This window comes from Saccharothrix sp. S26 (assembly GCF_021390395.1).
Classification (GTDB): Bacteria; Actinomycetota; Actinomycetes; order Mycobacteriales; family Pseudonocardiaceae; genus Actinosynnema.
The window spans coordinates 297,951-313,852 of the sequence record NZ_JAJUWT010000011.1; the positions used below are offsets into that span (position 1 = coordinate 297,951).

At 72.1% G+C, this 15,902-nt stretch carries 13 protein-coding genes; 6 read left to right on the forward strand and 7 right to left on the reverse strand.

Features of this window, described 5'->3' with window-relative positions:
- Positions 1-114: 114 nt before the first annotated feature.
- Both LZG04_RS20145 and LZG04_RS20150 read left to right on the forward strand, forming a co-directional pair.
- The gene (locus LZG04_RS20145; protein WP_233819214.1) at positions 115-1,572 is read left to right on the forward strand and encodes a CCA tRNA nucleotidyltransferase; all 1,458 of its coding nucleotides are present in this window, start codon (positions 115-117) and stop codon (positions 1,570-1,572) included.
- Between the two features lie 97 nt (positions 1,573-1,669).
- Positions 1,670-1,927 (forward strand): response regulator transcription factor, encoded by a 258-nt coding sequence (locus LZG04_RS20150; protein WP_073897834.1) that lies wholly within the window; start codon positions 1,670-1,672, stop codon positions 1,925-1,927.
- On the opposite strand, the gene LZG04_RS20155 is transcribed toward LZG04_RS20150, so the two are convergent.
- Entirely contained in the window at positions 1,916-3,211 is a 1,296-nt protein-coding gene (locus LZG04_RS20155; protein ID WP_233819216.1) for an MFS transporter, read from the reverse strand. The genes LZG04_RS20150 and LZG04_RS20155 overlap by 12 nt on opposite strands.
- A 285-nt stretch (positions 3,212-3,496) precedes the next feature.
- Between LZG04_RS20155 and LZG04_RS20160 the strand changes: the two genes are divergently transcribed.
- Positions 3,497-4,078 carry a YqgE/AlgH family protein gene (locus LZG04_RS20160; protein WP_233819218.1) on the forward strand — a complete coding sequence of 194 codons (582 nt, stop codon included), beginning with the start codon at positions 3,497-3,499 and terminating at the stop codon, positions 4,076-4,078.
- 5 nt (positions 4,079-4,083) lie between these two features.
- Here the strand turns inward: LZG04_RS20160 and LZG04_RS20165 are convergent, their stop codons facing one another.
- Positions 4,084-4,491, reverse strand: coding sequence for an SdpI family protein (locus LZG04_RS20165; RefSeq protein WP_233819220.1), 408 nt, complete (start codon positions 4,489-4,491; stop codon positions 4,084-4,086).
- A 102-nt stretch (positions 4,492-4,593) separates the two neighbouring features.
- On the opposite strand from LZG04_RS20165, the gene LZG04_RS20170 reads away from it, so the two are divergent.
- Both LZG04_RS20170 and leuS read left to right on the forward strand, forming a co-directional pair.
- Complete coding sequence (locus LZG04_RS20170; protein ID WP_233819222.1) at positions 4,594-5,709, forward strand: esterase-like activity of phytase family protein; 1,116 nt, start codon at positions 4,594-4,596, stop codon at positions 5,707-5,709.
- 150 nt (positions 5,710-5,859) lie between these two features.
- A complete protein-coding gene (gene leuS, locus LZG04_RS20175; RefSeq protein ID WP_233819224.1) occupies positions 5,860-8,661 on the forward strand; it encodes a leucine--tRNA ligase in 2,802 nt (933 codons plus the stop codon).
- Between the two features lie 38 nt (positions 8,662-8,699).
- Here the strand turns inward: leuS and LZG04_RS20180 are convergent, their stop codons facing one another.
- The 3 genes from LZG04_RS20180 to LZG04_RS20190 form a co-directional block, all read right to left on the reverse strand.
- Entirely contained in the window at positions 8,700-8,867 is a 168-nt protein-coding gene (locus LZG04_RS20180) for a hypothetical protein (RefSeq protein WP_233819226.1), read from the reverse strand.
- A gap of 472 nt (positions 8,868-9,339) precedes the next feature.
- Positions 9,340-9,942, reverse strand: coding sequence for a hypothetical protein (locus tag LZG04_RS20185; protein WP_233819228.1), 603 nt, complete (start codon positions 9,940-9,942; stop codon positions 9,340-9,342).
- Between the two features lie 163 nt (positions 9,943-10,105).
- Positions 10,106-10,855: a TetR/AcrR family transcriptional regulator gene (locus LZG04_RS20190; RefSeq protein WP_233819230.1), complete on the reverse strand. Its 750-nt coding sequence runs from the start codon at positions 10,853-10,855 to the stop codon at positions 10,106-10,108.
- A 121-nt stretch (positions 10,856-10,976) separates the two neighbouring features.
- On the opposite strand from LZG04_RS20190, the gene LZG04_RS20195 reads away from it, so the two are divergent.
- Positions 10,977-13,079 carry an MMPL family transporter gene (locus LZG04_RS20195; RefSeq protein WP_233819232.1) on the forward strand — a complete coding sequence of 701 codons (2,103 nt, stop codon included), beginning with the start codon at positions 10,977-10,979 and terminating at the stop codon, positions 13,077-13,079.
- Positions 13,080-13,086: 7 nt separating this feature from the next.
- Here the strand turns inward: LZG04_RS20195 and LZG04_RS20200 are convergent, their stop codons facing one another.
- Together LZG04_RS20200 and LZG04_RS20205 are read right to left on the reverse strand one after the other, a co-directional pair.
- Positions 13,087-14,100, reverse strand: a complete 1,014-nt coding sequence (locus LZG04_RS20200; protein ID WP_233819234.1) for a YncE family protein — start codon at positions 14,098-14,100, stop codon at positions 13,087-13,089.
- 246 nt (positions 14,101-14,346) lie between these two features.
- A partial coding sequence (locus LZG04_RS20205; protein ID WP_233819236.1) for a DUF2339 domain-containing protein occupies positions 14,347-15,902 on the reverse strand: 1,556 nt, incomplete at its 5' end.

Genomic DNA, 15,902 nt, shown 5'->3' on the forward strand with positions numbered 1-15,902 from the left:
TGATGGTAGTGGCGACCAGCACTTACCGGACGTGACCGCCCGGTGGCCGGCGGTGATCAACTGGGGTGTCAAGTCGTTCGGACCCGGGCCCGGCGACCAGTAGGCTGGATCCTCGTGTCCGGACCCATCGCCCCCGCCGCCGCTTCCCCTGAGCAGGACAATGCCGTGGTGGAACTGCTGAGCGCCCTCCCCGTCGCCGAGGAACTGGCCGCCCGCTTCGCCGCGGCCGGCCACCGCCTGTACCTGGTGGGCGGCAGCGTGCGGGACGCCATGCTCGGCCGGCTGTCCGGCGACCTCGACTTCACCACCGACGCCCGGCCGCCGCAGGTCATGGCGCTGCTCAAGGGCTGGGCGGACGCGATCTGGGACACCGGCATCGCGTTCGGCACGGTCGGCGCGACCAAGCACAAGCAGACCGTCGAGATCACCACGTTCCGCGCGGACAGCTACGACGGCGTCACCCGCAACCCCGAGGTGACCTTCGGCGACAGCATCGAGGGCGACCTGCTCCGCCGCGACTTCACCGTCAACGCGATGGCCTACGACGTGGTGAACCGGCGGATCGTCGACCCGACCGGCGGGCGCGAGGCGCTGCTGGCCAGGACCCTGGACACCCCCGCGACGCCGCAGGAGTCGTTCTCCGACGACCCGCTGCGGATGCTGCGGGCGGCCCGGTTCGCGTCCCAGCTGGGCTTCAGCGTCGCCCCCCGCGTGCTCGACGCCGTGGCGGCGATGTCCGGCGAGCTGACCCGCATCACCGCCGAACGCGTGCAGGTCGAGCTGTCGAAGCTGCTCACCGGCGCGCACCCGCGCGCGGGGGTCGAGCTGATGGTCGACGCCAAGCTCGCGGACGTGGTGCTGCCGGAGCTGCCCGCGATGAAGCTGGAGATCGACGAGCACCACCAGCACAAGGACGTGTTCCACCACTCGCTGGTCGTGCTGGAGCAGGCCATCGACCTGGAGGACGGTCCCGAGCCGGACCTCGTGCTGCGGCTGGCGGCGTTGCTGCACGACATCGGCAAGCCGGACACCCGGCGGTTCGAGGAGGGCGGCGGCGTGTCGTTCCACCACCACGAGGTGGTCGGGGCGAAGATGGTCCGCAAGCGTTTGCGCGCCTTGAAGTACTCGAAGGAGATCATCGAGAACGTCGCCCAGCTCGTGTACCTCCACCTGCGCTTCCACGGCTACGGCAGCGGCGAGTGGACCGACTCGGCGGTGCGCCGGTACGTCACCGACGCCGGGCACCTGCTCCCCCGCCTGCACAAGCTCGTCCGCGCCGACTGCACCACCCGCAACCGGCGCAAGGCCAACGCGTTGCAGCGCACGTACGACGACCTGGAGCGCCGCATCGAGCGGATCGCCGCCGAGGAGGACCTCAAGCGGGTCCGGCCCGACCTGGACGGCAACGAGATCATGCGGCTGCTGGGCCTGCCGCCGGGGCCGATGGTCGGCAAGGCGTGGAAGTTCCTCAAGGAGCTGCGCCTGGACCGCGGTCCGCTCGACCACGACGAAGCGGTCGCGGAGCTGCTCGCGTGGGCCCGCTCGGAGGGTGTCCGGCCGCCCGGCGACTGACACCAACCGACCAATCTCGTGCTTTTGGCTTGGCCAGTGACAGCCTGTTGCGAGACCATGACTGTGTGCGTCAAACGCGCACTGGGGGTGGTGTCGCATGAACGCTTGGGGACTGTCCGAGGGGGGCACCCGGGCACAGGGGTTGGACGAGCTGTCCGACCGGCAACGGGCCGTGCTCCGCTGCCTGGCCAGGGGGCTCGCGGACCACGAGATAGCGCGGGTGCTGGCGCTGAGCCAGCACCAGGTGGGGGCGGTGGTGTCGGAGATCCTGCGCGCGTTGAACCTGCGCGACCGGATGGCGGCGGTGGTCTACGCCCACGAGACCGGCATCATCCGGCTGCCGCTACCGCGCTGACCGCTTGACCAGCAGCAAGTAGCCGAGCAGGCCGAGCAGGTAGGCCGCCGTCGCGGCGAGGACCAGACCCGGCGACCGGCCGTCCAGCGGGACGACCGCCGCCGCGGCGGTGATGGCGGCCACCTGCGTGACGTTGAACAGCGTGTCGTACAGGGCGAACACCCGGCCGCGGACCTCGTCGCCGATGTCGCCCTGCACGGCCGCGTCCACGCACAGCTTCACCACCTGGCCCGCGAACGTGAGCACGAACGACGCGGCCAGGGTGGTCGGCAGCAGCATGGGCAGGCCGAGGCCGAACTGGGTGGCCGCGGCCAGCAGCAGGGCGGCGCAGACCGTGCCGCGCCTGCCCAGCTTCTCCACCACCCGGTCGGTCACCAACCCCGCCAGCAGGATGCCCGCGCCACCGGCCACGGCGACCTCGCCCAGGCCCGCCAAGCCCGCCTTGAACGGCCCGTAGTCGGTGAACGAGTTGCGCATCAGCAGCAACGTCAGCAGCAGCGACGCGCCGAACGCGAGCCGGTGCGCGAGCAGCGCCAGCAACGCGGCGGCGACGCTGGGCGCGCGCCACGCGGCACGTGCGCCGTCCAGCAGGCCCAGGGCGACCGCGGTGAGCGTCCGGCTGGGCTCGTCCACCTCGTCCGGCCCGAGTGCGCCACGCGCGAAGCGGGAAGCCAGGAACGCGGCCCCGAGCGAGCCCGCGACGGCGAACGCGGTCGTCCACGCCGAGCCGTCGTCACCGGAGCCGAACACCGACCGCAGCCCCACCGCGCACCCCGCGCCGAGCACCGCCGTCAACGCGCCCAGCGTGGTGACGAACGCGTTGGCCTCCACCAGGTGGTCGCCGTCGACCACGTGCGGCAGCGACGCCGACAGGCCCGAACCGACGAACCGGCTCACGCCCGTGACGAACAGGGCGGAGGCGTACAGCGGCACGCCGGCCAGGCCGAACCCGACGGCGGTCGCGGTGAGCAGGATGAACACCGCGCGGGTGAGGTTCGCCACCACCAGCACCCGGCGGCGGTCCCACCGGTCGAGCAGGGCGCCCGCGAACGGGCCGACCACGGAGTACGGGAGCAGCAGCACGGCGAACCCGGCCGCCACGGCGAGCGGGTCGGCGTGGCGCTCGGGGTTGAACAGGACCGCGCCGGCCAGGCCCGCCTGGAACAGGCCGTCACCCCACTGGGCCGCCAGCCGGGAGGCGAGCAGCCTGCGGAAATCCGCCAACGCGAGGAGTTTCCGGACACCGAGGTGGTGCTTCGCCGCGGTGGTGCCGGCAGTGGTCACGGTGGTGAGCCTATGCCTTCCGGACCCGGGAACCACGAAGGCCGGACCCGCGTGGGGTCCGGCCTCCCTGGCGCCAGGCGCCCGGTCGCCTCTCGGCGGGTGGCACTGCGCGGCTCCAGCCGGACGGTATTCCGCGCAGGCTTTCAAGTGGGCCCGGGGGACTCGATGGCGCCTGACGTTGTGTGCAACGAACACGGTAACCCGGATGTTCCGCCGTCGCGGAGATAACCGCGCCCGTGCGGTGTGTGCGCTGCGTCGCCTGGACGGCGCGGCCCGTCTGGGATCATGCGTGGTGTGCGCCCTGATGCCGACGTCGAACCGGGTTCCCTGCTGGTCGCGGCACCGAGCCTGACCGACTCCAACTTCCGCCGGACGGTGGTCTACGTCATCGACCACCGTGACGAGGGCAGCCTCGGCGTGGTGTTGAACCGCCCGAGCGAGGTCGCCGTCCACGACGTGCTGCCCGCCTGGGGGCCCCACGTGAGCAGGCCGCAGGCCGTCTACATCGGCGGGCCGGTGGAGCAGAAGACGGCGCTGTGCCTGGCCGCGCTGCGCACCGGCGAGGATCTGGCCTCGCTCGACGGCGTGGTCGGCGTGCACGGCCCGGTGGCGCTGGTCGACCTCGACGCCGACCCGGACGTGCTGGTGGCGAAGGTGCGCGGGCTGCGCGTGTTCGCCGGCTACTCGGGCTGGGGCGAGGGCCAGCTCGGCGGCGAGATCGCGCGCGGCGACTGGATCGTGGTCAAGGGCCTGCCCGACGACGTGCTCACGCCGCCGAACGTCGACCTGTGGGGCCGGGTGCTGCGCCGCCAGGGGATGCCGACGGCGCTGCTGGCGACGTTCCCGACGGACATCCGCCGCAACTGAAGGGCTCAGGCGCGCGTCAGCACGCCGCAGCCGCCGCCCGCGCCGGAGCACGCGCAGCCGCCGCACCCCGCCGGGGCGGGCTCCGGCAACGCCTCGGCGGCCCGGTGGCCCAGCACGCCGCCCGCACCCGCGACCACGACGCTGCCCACCAGCCCGATCAGGCCGATGACCAGCGACAAAGCCGGGTTCACGGCCGCCGCGACGGCGGCGACCAGGGCGATCGCCCCCGCCGCCGCGTTCGGCACGCCGGCGATCTTGTTGGCCAGCGCGAACGTCTCGTCGTCGCGCAGCGTCGCCTTGGTGCGCACGCCGAAGAAGCGGTTGCGGTGCAGTCGGCCCCGCACGCCGAGGAAGCCGATCGTCGCGAACGCGACACCGATCAGACCCAGGACCACAGGCAGCACGATGTTCACCCTGACGAGGGTAGGCCGCTCCTTCGATCTTGGTCGAACCAGCCCCGGCTTCACCCGAAGGTGTCCTTACGGAGGAGGCCGCCCGCTCGGGAGGCTCGCCCCATGAGAATTCGATCTTGCCTGGCCGCGTCGGCCGCCCTCGCCGCGCTCGTCACCGCCGCGCCCGCCGCCTCCGCCGCGCCCGCCGTCCGCTTCCTCGGCCAGACCACCCTGCCGCACGCGTTGCAGTTCGAGGGCACCACGGTCGGCGGCCTGTCCGGCGTCGACCACGACCCCGTCACCGGCGGGTACGTTTTGATCAGCGACGACCGCTCGTACACCGCGCCGGCCCGCTTCTACACGGCCGACCTGCGGATCGACGGTTTCGGCGTGCACGACGTCCGCATCACTGGCACGCACGCCTTGCGCCACCCCGACGGCGGCGCCTACTCGCCGCCGACCCTCGACGACGGCCGCACCGTCGACCCCGAGGAGATCCGGGTCGACCCGGTGACCGGTGACTACTGGTGGAGCCAGGAGGGCGAGCGGCCCAAGACCGAGGGACCGGTGGTCGTGCAGCCGTCGATCCAGCGGGCCGGCCGGGACGGCGCCTACCTCGGCAGCCTGCCGCTGCCGCGCGACTACGCGTTCACCCCGGACCGGGGGCCGCGCCGCAACCTGGCCCTCGAAGCGATCGCGTTCTCCCCCGACGGCACGCTGCTGACCAGCGTGGTCGAGGGACCGCTGCTCCAGGACGGCGACCTGCCGACCGTCGACCGGGGCGCGCTGACCCGCCTGACCGTGCAGACCCGCGGCGGCGAGGTCGTCCGCCAGCACGCCTACCCGCTGGAACCGCTGTTCGCCGCGCCCGAGCCCGGCCCGTGGGGCCCGGACACCGGCGTGCCCGCGATCCTCGCCGACCCCAAGGTCCCCGGTCGCTACTACGCGCTCGAACGCACGTGGGTGCCCGGCGCGGACTACAAGGTGCGCCTGTTCCAGGTCGACATCGCGGGCGCGACGGACGTGCGCGGCCAGGACGTCCTGGCCGACGACGTGCGGCCGGTCCGCAAGAAGCAGCTCGCCGACCTGCACGACTTCCCGCTGCCGGTGATCGACAACGTGGAGGGCCTCACCTGGGGCCCGCGCCTGCCCTCCGGCGAGCGCACCCTGCTGCTGGTCAGCGACGACAACTTCGCGGCCGAGGAGTTCACCCGGTTCATCGCGCTTGCGCTGCGCTGATACCGTGGAGGGCATGAGCAAGGCCCGCCTGCTCCTTAGCTAGCCGCGCAGACCTCGACGACCGGGTCCGCGCGGCAACCCCTCACGCCCCTTCCGGGCTGGGGGGTTTCGTCATGTCAGGGGCAGGTACCGATGGAGAGGGACATCCCGATGAGCACCGACGCGGCGGACGCGACGCCCGCCTTCCGCTACACCGCCGAGCTGGCCGGCGAGATCGAGCGGCGCTGGCAGCAGCACTGGGAGGAGCAGGGCACGTTCCACGCGCCCAACCCGGTCGGGCCGCTCAAGGGCGACGTGCCCGCGGACAAGCTGTTCGTGCAGGACATGTTCCCGTACCCGTCGGGCGCCGGCCTGCACGTCGGCCACCCCCTGGGCTTCATCGGCACGGACGTGTTCGCCCGGTACCACCGGATGAACGGCCGCAACGTGCTGCACACGATGGGCTTCGACGCGTTCGGCCTGCCCGCCGAGCAGTACGCCGTGCAGACCGGGCAGCACCCGCGCAAGACCACCGAGGACAACATCCAGACCTACCTGCGGCAGATCCGCAGGCTGGGCCTGGGCCACGACGAGCGCCGCCGGATCTCCACCATCGACCCGGGCTACTACAAGTGGACCCAGTGGATCTTCCTGCAGATCTTCAACTCCTGGTACGACCCGGACGCGCGCAAGGCCAGGCCGATCGCGGAGCTGGAGGCGCAGTTCGCCTCGGGCGAGCGGGCCACGCCGGACCGGCCGTGGGCCGAGATGTCCCGCCCGGAGCGGGAGAAGCTGCTGGGCCAGTACCGCCTGGTGTACCTGTCGGAGGCGCCGGTGAACTGGTGCCCCGGCCTGGGCACCGTGCTGGCGAACGAGGAGGTCACCGCGGACGGCCGCAGCGAGCGCGGCAACTTCCCGGTGTTCCGGCGCTCGCTGCGCCAGTGGATGATGCGGATCACCGCCTACTCCGACCGGCTGATCGACGACCTGGACCGGCTGGACTGGCCGGACAAGATCAAGGCGATGCAGCGCAACTGGATCGGGCGCTCGCACGGCGCCAGGGTCAAGTTCGCCGTGGCCGGTCACGACGGCGTCGACATCGAGGTGTTCACCACCCGGCCCGACACGCTGTTCGGCGCGACCTACGTGGTGCTGGCGCCCGAGCACCCGCTGGTGGACGTGATCACCTCCCCCGGGCAGGGCGACGCGATCGCCGCCTACCGGGCCGAGGTGTCGCGCAAGTCCGAGCTGGACCGGCAGGAGAACAAGGAGAAGACCGGCGTCTTCACCGGCGCGCACGTCACGAACCCGGTCAACGGCGCGCAGCTGCCCGTGTACGTGGCGGACTACGTGCTGATGGGCTACGGCACCGGCGCGATCATGGCGGTGCCCGGCCAGGACCAGCGCGACTGGGACTTCGCCAAGGCGTTCGACCTGCCGATCATCCGGACCGTGCAGCCGCCCGAGGACTTCGACGGCGAGGCGTACACGGGTCCCGGCCCGGCGGTGAACTCCAGCCACGACAGCAGCGTCAGCCTGGACGGGCTGGACGTCGACGAGGCGAAGAAGAAGATCATCGCCTGGCTGGAGGAGCAGGGCCGCGGCGAGGGCACCGTGCAGTTCAAGCTGCGCGACTGGCTGTTCTCCCGGCAGCGGTACTGGGGCGAGCCGTTCCCGATCGTGTACGACGAGGACGGCACGCCGATCGCGGTGCCGGAGTCGATGCTGCCGATCGAGCTGCCCGACGTGGACGACTACTCGCCGCGCACGTTCGCCCCGGACGACGCGGGGTCCGAGCCGTCGCCGCCGCTGTCGCGCGCCGAGGACTGGGTCACCGTCGAGCTGGACCTGGGCGACGGGCCGAAGCGGTACCGGCGCGAGACCAACACCATGCCCAACTGGGCGGGTTCGTGCTGGTACCAGCTGCGGTACGTGGACCCGACGGAGTCGGAGCGGTTCGTCAACGCCGAGAACGAGCGGTACTGGCTGGGCCCGCGCCCGGCCGAGCACGGCGCGTCCGACCCCGGCGGCGTCGACCTGTACATCGGCGGCGTGGAGCACGCGGTGCTGCACCTGCTGTACGCGCGGTTCTGGCAGAAGGTGCTGTTCGACCTGGGCCACGTGTCCGGTGACGAGCCGTACCGGCGGCTGTTCAACCAGGGCTACATCGAGGCGTACGCCTACCGCGACTCGCGCGGCACCCCCGTGCCCGCCGAGCAGGTGGAAGAGCGCGACGGCAAGTACTTCTTCGAGGGCGAAGAGGTGCGCCGCGAGTACGGCAAGATGGGCAAGAGCCTGAAGAACGTCGTCACGCCGGACGAGATGTGCGAGAAGTACGGCGCCGACACGTTCCGGCTGTACGAGATGTCGATGGGCCCGATGGACGTCTCGCGGCCGTGGGCGACCAAGGACGTCGTCGGCGCGCAGCGGTTCCTGCAGCGGCTGTGGCGCAACCTGGTCGACGAGACCACGGGGCAGTCGCGGGTCACCGACGAGGAGCCGGGCGAGGAAGCGCTGCGACTGCTGCACAAGACGATCGCGGGCGTGCACGACGACTTCGCCAACCTGCGCTACAACACGGCGGGCGCGAAGCTGATCGAGCTGAACAACTACGTGACCAAGCACTACCCGGGCGGCGCGCCGCGCGCGCTGGCCGAGCCGCTGGCGCTGATGCTGGCCCCGTTGAGCCCGCACGTCGCCGAGGAGCTGTGGTCGAAGCTGGGCCACGCCGACTCGCTGGCGCACGGCCCGTTCCCGACCGCGGACGAGAAGTACCTGGTCGAGGACACGGTCGAGTACCCGATCCAGGTCAACGGCAAGGTGAAGGCTCGCGTGGTGGTGCCCGCGTCGGCGTCGGCGGGCGAGGTCGAGGCGGCGGCGCTGGCCGACGAGAAGGTGGCGGAGCTGCTGAACGGCGGCACGCCGCGCAAGGTGATCGTCGTGCCGGGCCGGCTGGTCAACGTGGTGCTGTAACGCGGTTCACGGACGGGGCAACCGGGCGGCCACTTCGGTCAGCGCGTCGAGCAGGTCCGGCTCGACGCGCCCGGTTGCCGGACGTCGGCCAAGTCGAGCAGCGCGCTGCCGAGCGGCCTGATGTCGCCGGTGCCGTGGACGTCGATGAGTCGTCGGAACCGCTTGGTTCGGGTGCGGTCGCCGAAGGACACCCACACCACCGACACGACGGCGACGTTGCCCGTGCCGTCGTCGACCGCGAAGACCCAGGCACTCCAGGTCCTGCCTGACCGCCTTCTTCCGGATGCGCATGCCCAAGCGGTCCAGCGCACCGTCGGTGTCACCGTCGCGCGCCTTCTTCTCGCTCTCGGCCTTGCGGGCGTCGAGACCGGGTGTCGACCCGCTCGTCGCCGAGCTCGCGGACAACGCCGCTTCACCACCTGCACCGGCCGCGCCCGCCAGGGCCACGACGGCCGCCGCGATCACCGCGCCGCCCTTGCCCTTGCCCTTCTTGGAGCCACCACCGGGTCCGCCGATCTCCCTGTCCTCCACACCGCCTCCTGGTCGTCCCCGTCGTGAGGGATCGACCATGCAAGCGCGGATCGGCCTGAGGCGATGCGGATACCGGTGACACCGCTCGAAAGGGTCAGCGATCATCCACGACAGCGCTGTTCCGCCACGCGGAGTCGCCCATCCGTCCTACGGACGGGGCAACTGGGCGGCCACTTCGGTCATCGCGTCGAGCAGGTCCGGCTCGACGCGCCCGGTCGCCGGTTCGGACTCGGCGATGGTGATCGTCGTGTCCCTGATCTCCGACCAGTAGTGGGCGGCGGTGAACTGGACCTCCGGCAGGCCGAAGACGCCGCCGCTGAGCGGTTTCACGTCGCCCGAGCCCGCCACGTCGATCACCCGGTCGAACTGGCGGGCCTGGTTGCGCCCGGGGAACGTCACCCAGACCACGGACACCACGGCGGCGTTGCCCGCCTGGTCGCCGACGGCGAGGAGTAGGCGGTCCAGGGACGTGCACGGCGTGCGGACGAGGAAGTCGCGCACCTGGCCGAACGAGTTGGCCACGCAGTCGAGCTCCTGCTTCACCGCCTGCTTGCTGATGCCGACGCCGAGGTGGCCCATCGCGCCGGCGGTGTCACCGCCGCGGGCCGCGCGCTTGGCGTCCCACTTGCGCACCCCGATGCTCTCCACGGGGGCCGCGCCGCCGCCACCGCTCGCGCCCGAGTTCAGCGCCGCGCCACCGGCCCCGCCCGCGCCCGCGAGGACGACGAGCACCGCGGCCACCAACGCCACGCCGCCGGATCCCTTGTCCGAACTCCTCCGCGCCACCATCCCCCCGCCCCGAGCCGTTTCCCGCCGTGCGGCCAACCCATGCAACCCCGCTCGGGTGCCTTGGTTGCGCCCCGGGGGCGAAAAGCGCTCGAACGGCCCAGCAGGTATGCCCGGAAGTCGCACTTCACCGTTGCGGAGGGAAACCCATCTCGCCCAGGATCTGCGCCAGCATGGAGTCGAACATGGGCTCCGGGTTCGACACGGCGAACGGGAAGCGGCCGAAGACCTCCAGGGCCACGTGGCCGTAGATGCGGACCCACGACTGCGTGATGTGGTAGACCGCGCCGAGCGGCAGGACGTCCGGGGTCACGTCCACGCCCCGGTCGTTGACGGTGGCCAGCAGGACCTCCTGGAACGCCGCCAGGTCGGCGTGCAGGTCCGCGGGCACCTCGTCGTCGCCGAGGTCGTCGGGCAGCGGGTGGCTCGCGATCAACCGGCCCGCGACCTCGAGGAACACCCGGCCGAACTGGTCGCCGACCTGGTTGCGGTCCCCGTGGGGCGCGCAGCTGCCGATGGTGTCCTCTGTGGACGCGAACACCAGCGTGAACTCCTGCGGGTGCGCCAGCGCCCAGCGCCGGAAGCCCCGGCACACCGCGTAGACCTGTGCGCTGACGTCGTGCTCGCCGATCCGGTCGAGGTCGGCCTCCAGTTCCGCGGCGAGGTCCGTGCAGATGTCCTCGGCGAGGCGGCGGAGCAGGTCCTCGCGCGAGTCGTAGTACCGGTACAGCCCCGGGGCGGTGATGCCGACCTCGCGTGCGATGGCACGCAGAGTGACGGCGTCCCGGCCGTGCTCCACGAGCAGGGCACGGGCCTGTCGCCGAATCTCGCGCTCGGTCTCGGCGCGTAGTCGCTCACGGCGAGTGGCCTCGGTCATATGTCACCCAATCAGGTTGTAAACGCTGTTCACGCGGGTATAACTTCGGGATAGGTCAGTGAACGGTGTTTACGTAGTTGACGCCATTCACGCAACGGTAACCCATGTCCCGGGAGGACGCGTGTTCGCGAAGTGGGGATCGCTGGCGTACCGCCGCAGGTGGGTGGTGTTGATCGCGACGGTGGCCCTGGCGGTGGTCGGCGGCATCTGGGGCCTGGGCGTGTTCGACCGGCTCAGCCAAGGCGGCTACGAAGCCCCGACGAGCGAAGCGGCCCGGGCCAACGAGGTCGCGCAGGACGCGTTCGGCCGACAGGGCGGTGACGTCCTCGTCGTCTACAACACCACCGACCCGGCCCAGCTCGAGAAGATCTCCGCCGAGCTGGCCGACCTCCCCACCGACGCGGTGCTGAAGGTGCTGCCGCCGTACCCCTCACCGGAGAGCGGCAAGTCGCTCGTCGTGATCACGCTGCGCTCCGGTGACTCCAACACGCAGCTCAAGCAGTACGAGCAGATCGCCGACCAGCTTCCGGTCGACGGGCTCGAGACGCAGGTCGGCGGGCTGGTGCCCACCCAGAAGGCGATCAGCGACATGTCCGCCTCCGACCTGACCAAGGCCGAGGCCGTCTCGCTGCCGATCGTGCTGCTCCTGCTGATCGTCATCTTCGGTGGCCTGGTCGCCGCGTCGCTGCCGGTGGTGGTCGGCGGCCTCGCCATCGCCGGTTCCCTCGGCGTGCTGCACGCCGTCTCGCTGGTGGCCGACGTCAACTCGTTCGCGGTCAACGTGGCCAGCCTGCTCGGCCTCGGCATGGCGATCGACTACGGCCTGTTCATGGTGGGCCGGTTCCGCGAGGAGCTGGCCGCCGGCCGCGACACACCCGACGCCGTGCGCCGGACCGTCATGTCGGCGGGACGCACGGTGCTGTTCTCCGCGACGCTGCTGGTGATCGCGCTCGCCGGGCTGCTGCTGTTCCCGCAGGGCTTCCTCAAGTCCCTCAGCTACGGCGGCATGTCCGCGGTCGCGATCGCGGCGATCGTGTCGCTGACCCTGCTGCCCGCGCTGCTGGCCGTCCTCGGCCACCGCGTGGACAAGCTCGCCCTGCCGTGGCGCAAGAACAAGGTGCCGTCCGAGGGCGGCTGGCGCAGGCTGGCCGGCCGGGTGATGAAGCGGCCCGTGCTGGTCGCGCTGCCGATCGTGCTGGTGCTGCTCGCGCTGGGCTCGCCGTTCCTGGGCGTGAAGTTCGGCGAGGTCACCGAGAAGGTGCTGCCCGAGGGCAACCCGGCCCGCGTCGCCGCCGAGACGGTGAACAACGACTTCGCCGCCCTGTCCAACTCCGGGTTCAAGATCGTGATCACCGGTGACCCGTCGCCGGCCGACGTGCAGCGGTTCGTCGGCGAGGTCGCCGCGGTGCCCGGTGTCGGCGAGGCGCAGGTCGCGGCGGAACCCGCCAACGGGGTGTGGCTGGTCAACGCCGGGCTGGAGCAGGACGCGCTGAGCGACGAGTCCAAGCAGGCGCTGCGGGACGTGCGCGCGTTGGCCGGGCCCGGCGACGAGGTGCTCGTCGGCGGCAGCACGGCGATGGTGTCCGACAGCCTCGACGCCATCGGCGACAAGCTGCCGCTGATGATCGTGCTGCTGGTCGGTGCGACGTTCGTGCTGATGTTCCTGGCGTTCGGGTCCGTGCTGCTGCCGATCAAGGCCGTGGTGATGAGCGCGCTGAGCCTGTCGGCCACGTTCGGCGTGCTGGTGTGGGTGTTCCAGGACGGGCACGGAGCGTCGCTGCTCGGCGTGACGCCCGCGCCGCTGGAGTCCGGGATCGTGGTGCTGATGGCGGCCGTGGTCTTCGGGTTGTCCACCGACTACGAGGTGTTCCTGCTGTCGCGGATGGTCGAGGCGCGCGGGCGCGGCGCGTCGACCGGGGAAGCGGTGGCGGCCGGTCTGGCGAAGACCGGGCGCGTGATCACCGCGGCGGCGCTGCTGCTCATCGTGGTGACGGGCGCGTTCGCGTTCTCCCAGATCACCATGATGCGGTTCGTCGGCGTCGGCATGATCCTGGCGCTCGCGCTGGACGCCACCGTGGTGCGGATGCTGCTCGTGCCCGCGGTGATGAAGCTGCTCGGCGACGCGGTGTGGTGGGCTCCCGGGCCGCTGCGGCGGATCCAAGAGCGGATGGCGATCCACGAGGACGCGCCGGCGGAGGACGAGAAGGTGGCGCAGCCCGTCTAGGGCTCGTTCAGGACTTGTCGGAGGGTTCGAACGCGATGGCCGTGGCCGTGAAGCCGCGGCCATCGCCGTCCAGGCCGCTGAGCTGGAACGTGGTTAGCACCCGGTTGTCGGCGCTGTCCAGCACCGTCGCGGTGTTGCCGGTGGACAGGAACACCCGCCGGTCGCCGGGCGGGATGGCCAGCGTCTTCGCCTTGAGCCGCAACGTCCGCGCGGCGTGGGTGGCGGTGTCGACGACGGCGACGCGGCGGCCCAGCGCGACGTAGACGCGCCGCCCGTCCGGGGTGACCGCGATGCTGCCCGCGCCCTTGCCGACCGGGGTGGACCAGCGCACCTCGTCGGTGCGCGGGTCGATCATGAAGACGGTGCCGCCGCCCTCGCCCACGTCGAGCGAGCTGACGTAGACGGCGTCGCCGTCCGGGCTGACCGCGACCTGTTGCGGCATGCCCCCGAGGGGGATCGTGGTCTTCGGCGTGGCGCTCGCGGTGTCCAGGACGCTCACCGTGCCGTCCTGCGCGTTGGCCACGTACAGCCGCCGCCCGTCCGGCGTCACCGCGATGCCCTGCGGCTGGCCGCCCGCCCTGATCGCCGCGACCAGCCGGAACGTGGCCGGGTCCACCACCGCGACCGCACCGCTGCCGGTGACGTAGAGGCGTTCGCCGTCGGGGCGCAGCACCGCCTGGGCCAGTTGCGCGCGGGCGTCGATGCGGCCGACCACCTTGCCCGCCACCGGGTCGACCGCCGTGATGACGCCCGCCCAGCCGTTGACCACGTACACCCGGTCGCCGCCCGGCCCGACCGCCGCGCCGGTGGTCCAGGCGCCGGTGTTGGCGCTCGCGACCGCGCGGCCGTCGGTCGTGTCGAGCACCTGCACCTGGCCGTCGTGCGCGATCACGTACGCCCGCGGCACGGGCGCGCCGGCGGTGGTGACGACGTGCTGCCGCTCCTGGCCGGCGGCGGAGAGCGCGGCGGCGACGAGGACAGCGGCGGTGCCGAGGGCTGCGGTGCGTCGACGTCCCCACATGGCTGGATGGGAACACCGCCGTGCGGTCGGGTTCCACCCTGGTCCTACGGACGGGTGCCTTTTGTGCCGGACCGGGTGACGAGGTGCGGGCGGCAACGGCGGCTGTGCGCCCGGCGCCGGTCGCTCGGGGGGCGAAACGACCGACGCCGGACCCCTGCCGGTGCCGGAGCACCGGTGGTCGAACCCCGACGACGTAGACCTCTACCACCAGGTTGACGCAGCCCGGGCCGTTTTGGATCCCGAGAGCTACGAATCAACCGAAATTCGCCGAGTTGCCACCAGCTTGGCGTAACGGGTGCCCGCCGTCAGGAGGACGAGACCCGCGCCGATGAACGCCAGCACGCGCGCGATGCCGTCCAGCGCGGCCAAGTCGAAGAGCAGCAGCTTCGCCACCGCCGCGCCGACCAGCACCAACCCGGCCACCCGCAGGGACTTCCGGTCGATGCCGCGCACCAGCAGCACCAGCGCGGCGACCGTCCACGACACCGTCACGATCGAGTGACCGAAGAGGAATCCGGTCACGTCCTGCGACACCACCAGCGCGCCGCACAACACGACCCCGGCGGCCGCGTAAAGCAGGACCAGGCCGATGACCACCCACGCGAACGGGTGCCTGCCGAGGATGCCCAGGCCGGTCGCGACCCACGGCAGCACGACCGCGAGTACACCGAGGACCAGCGCGGTCACCATGCCGGACACCAGGAAACCGGCGCTGTCCGAGCGCCACGGTTCGTCCAGCAGCAGTCGCGGCGGCACGGCGTCGCCCACGGTGAGCAGGAAACCGATGACCCCGAACACGAGCGAGCCGAACAGCGGGCCGCGTGACGCGAGGACCTTGGCCAGGAACGCCAGCACCAGGGCCTCGGCCAGCACCACCGCGGCACGCGCGCTGCCGTCCAGGGCGATCGCCGTCGCCAGGAACAGCGCGAAGGCGCCGACCCCGCCGACCGCCGCGGCGAACCTGCCCGGCAACGACCGCCGGCCGGCCGCCCACAGCGCGAGCATCATCACCGCGACCGCGCCGGCCACGGCCGCGCCGAGGTGGCGGTCGAGCACGGCGGTCGTGAGCAGGGCGGGCATCGGCGAGCCGACGGCGAGGCCGAGCGCCGTGACGTCCTTGGGGCGGACCTTGGTGGTGAGGACCGCGGCGGCCACGCCGATCACGGCGGCCAGCAGGGAGATCGCGGCCAGCGCCCGCTCGTCCGTGCGGCCGATCACCAGGATCGAGGCCAGCAGCGGCGGCACGCCCGCGGTGACGGCCAGCCACGGCCAGTCGCGCTTGAGGTGCACCGGGCTCGCGGCGATCTTCAGGACCAGCAGGAACGCGACGAGCAGTGGTGTGAAGCCGTGGGTCAGCACGGGTGCGCACACCGCACAGGCCGCGACCACGCCGATGGCGAGGGCGGGCGAGTCCCAGCGCAGGGCGAGCAGCAGGCCGCCGCTCGCGACCAGGAGGCCGGCGGTCAGGCCGCCGCCTTCGGGCAGGTAGGCGTAGATCGAGGTGGCGGCGATGACGTCCAGGTAGAGGACGGCGATGCCGGTGGCGGCGAGCGCGAACGCGCCCGTGCGGCCGGTGGGCGTGCGGTGCAGCCACAGGCCGAGGCCCACCAGGGCACCGCCCAGCGCCGCGCCGCCCAGGACGCGCGGGAGTGGGCCCAGGTAGCCGCGTTGGACGGCCAGGACGAGGAGGAGCACGACGCCCAGCAGCGTGACCGCGCCGCCCACCCAGGCGAGGAACTTGCTGCCCGCACCGTCCTTGGCGAGCCGGTCGAAGAGGGTCGGGGGTGGGGGTGGTGCCGGGG

Coding starts and splice junctions, on each gene's coding strand:
- LZG04_RS20150 (WP_073897834.1), top strand. CDS start 1,670: ATGAACGCTTGGGGACTGTCCGAGGGGGGCACCCGGGCACAGGGGTTG.
- LZG04_RS20160 (WP_233819218.1), top strand. CDS start 3,497: ATGCGTGGTGTGCGCCCTGATGCCGACGTCGAACCGGGTTCCCTGCTG.
- LZG04_RS20170 (WP_233819222.1), top strand. CDS start 4,594: ATGAGAATTCGATCTTGCCTGGCCGCGTCGGCCGCCCTCGCCGCGCTC.
- leuS (WP_233819224.1), top strand. CDS start 5,860: ATGAGCACCGACGCGGCGGACGCGACGCCCGCCTTCCGCTACACCGCC.
- LZG04_RS20190 (WP_233819230.1), bottom strand. CDS start 10,855: ATGACCGAGGCCACTCGCCGTGAGCGACTACGCGCCGAGACCGAGCGC.
- LZG04_RS20200 (WP_233819234.1), bottom strand. CDS start 14,100: ATGTGGGGACGTCGACGCACCGCAGCCCTCGGCACCGCCGCTGTCCTC.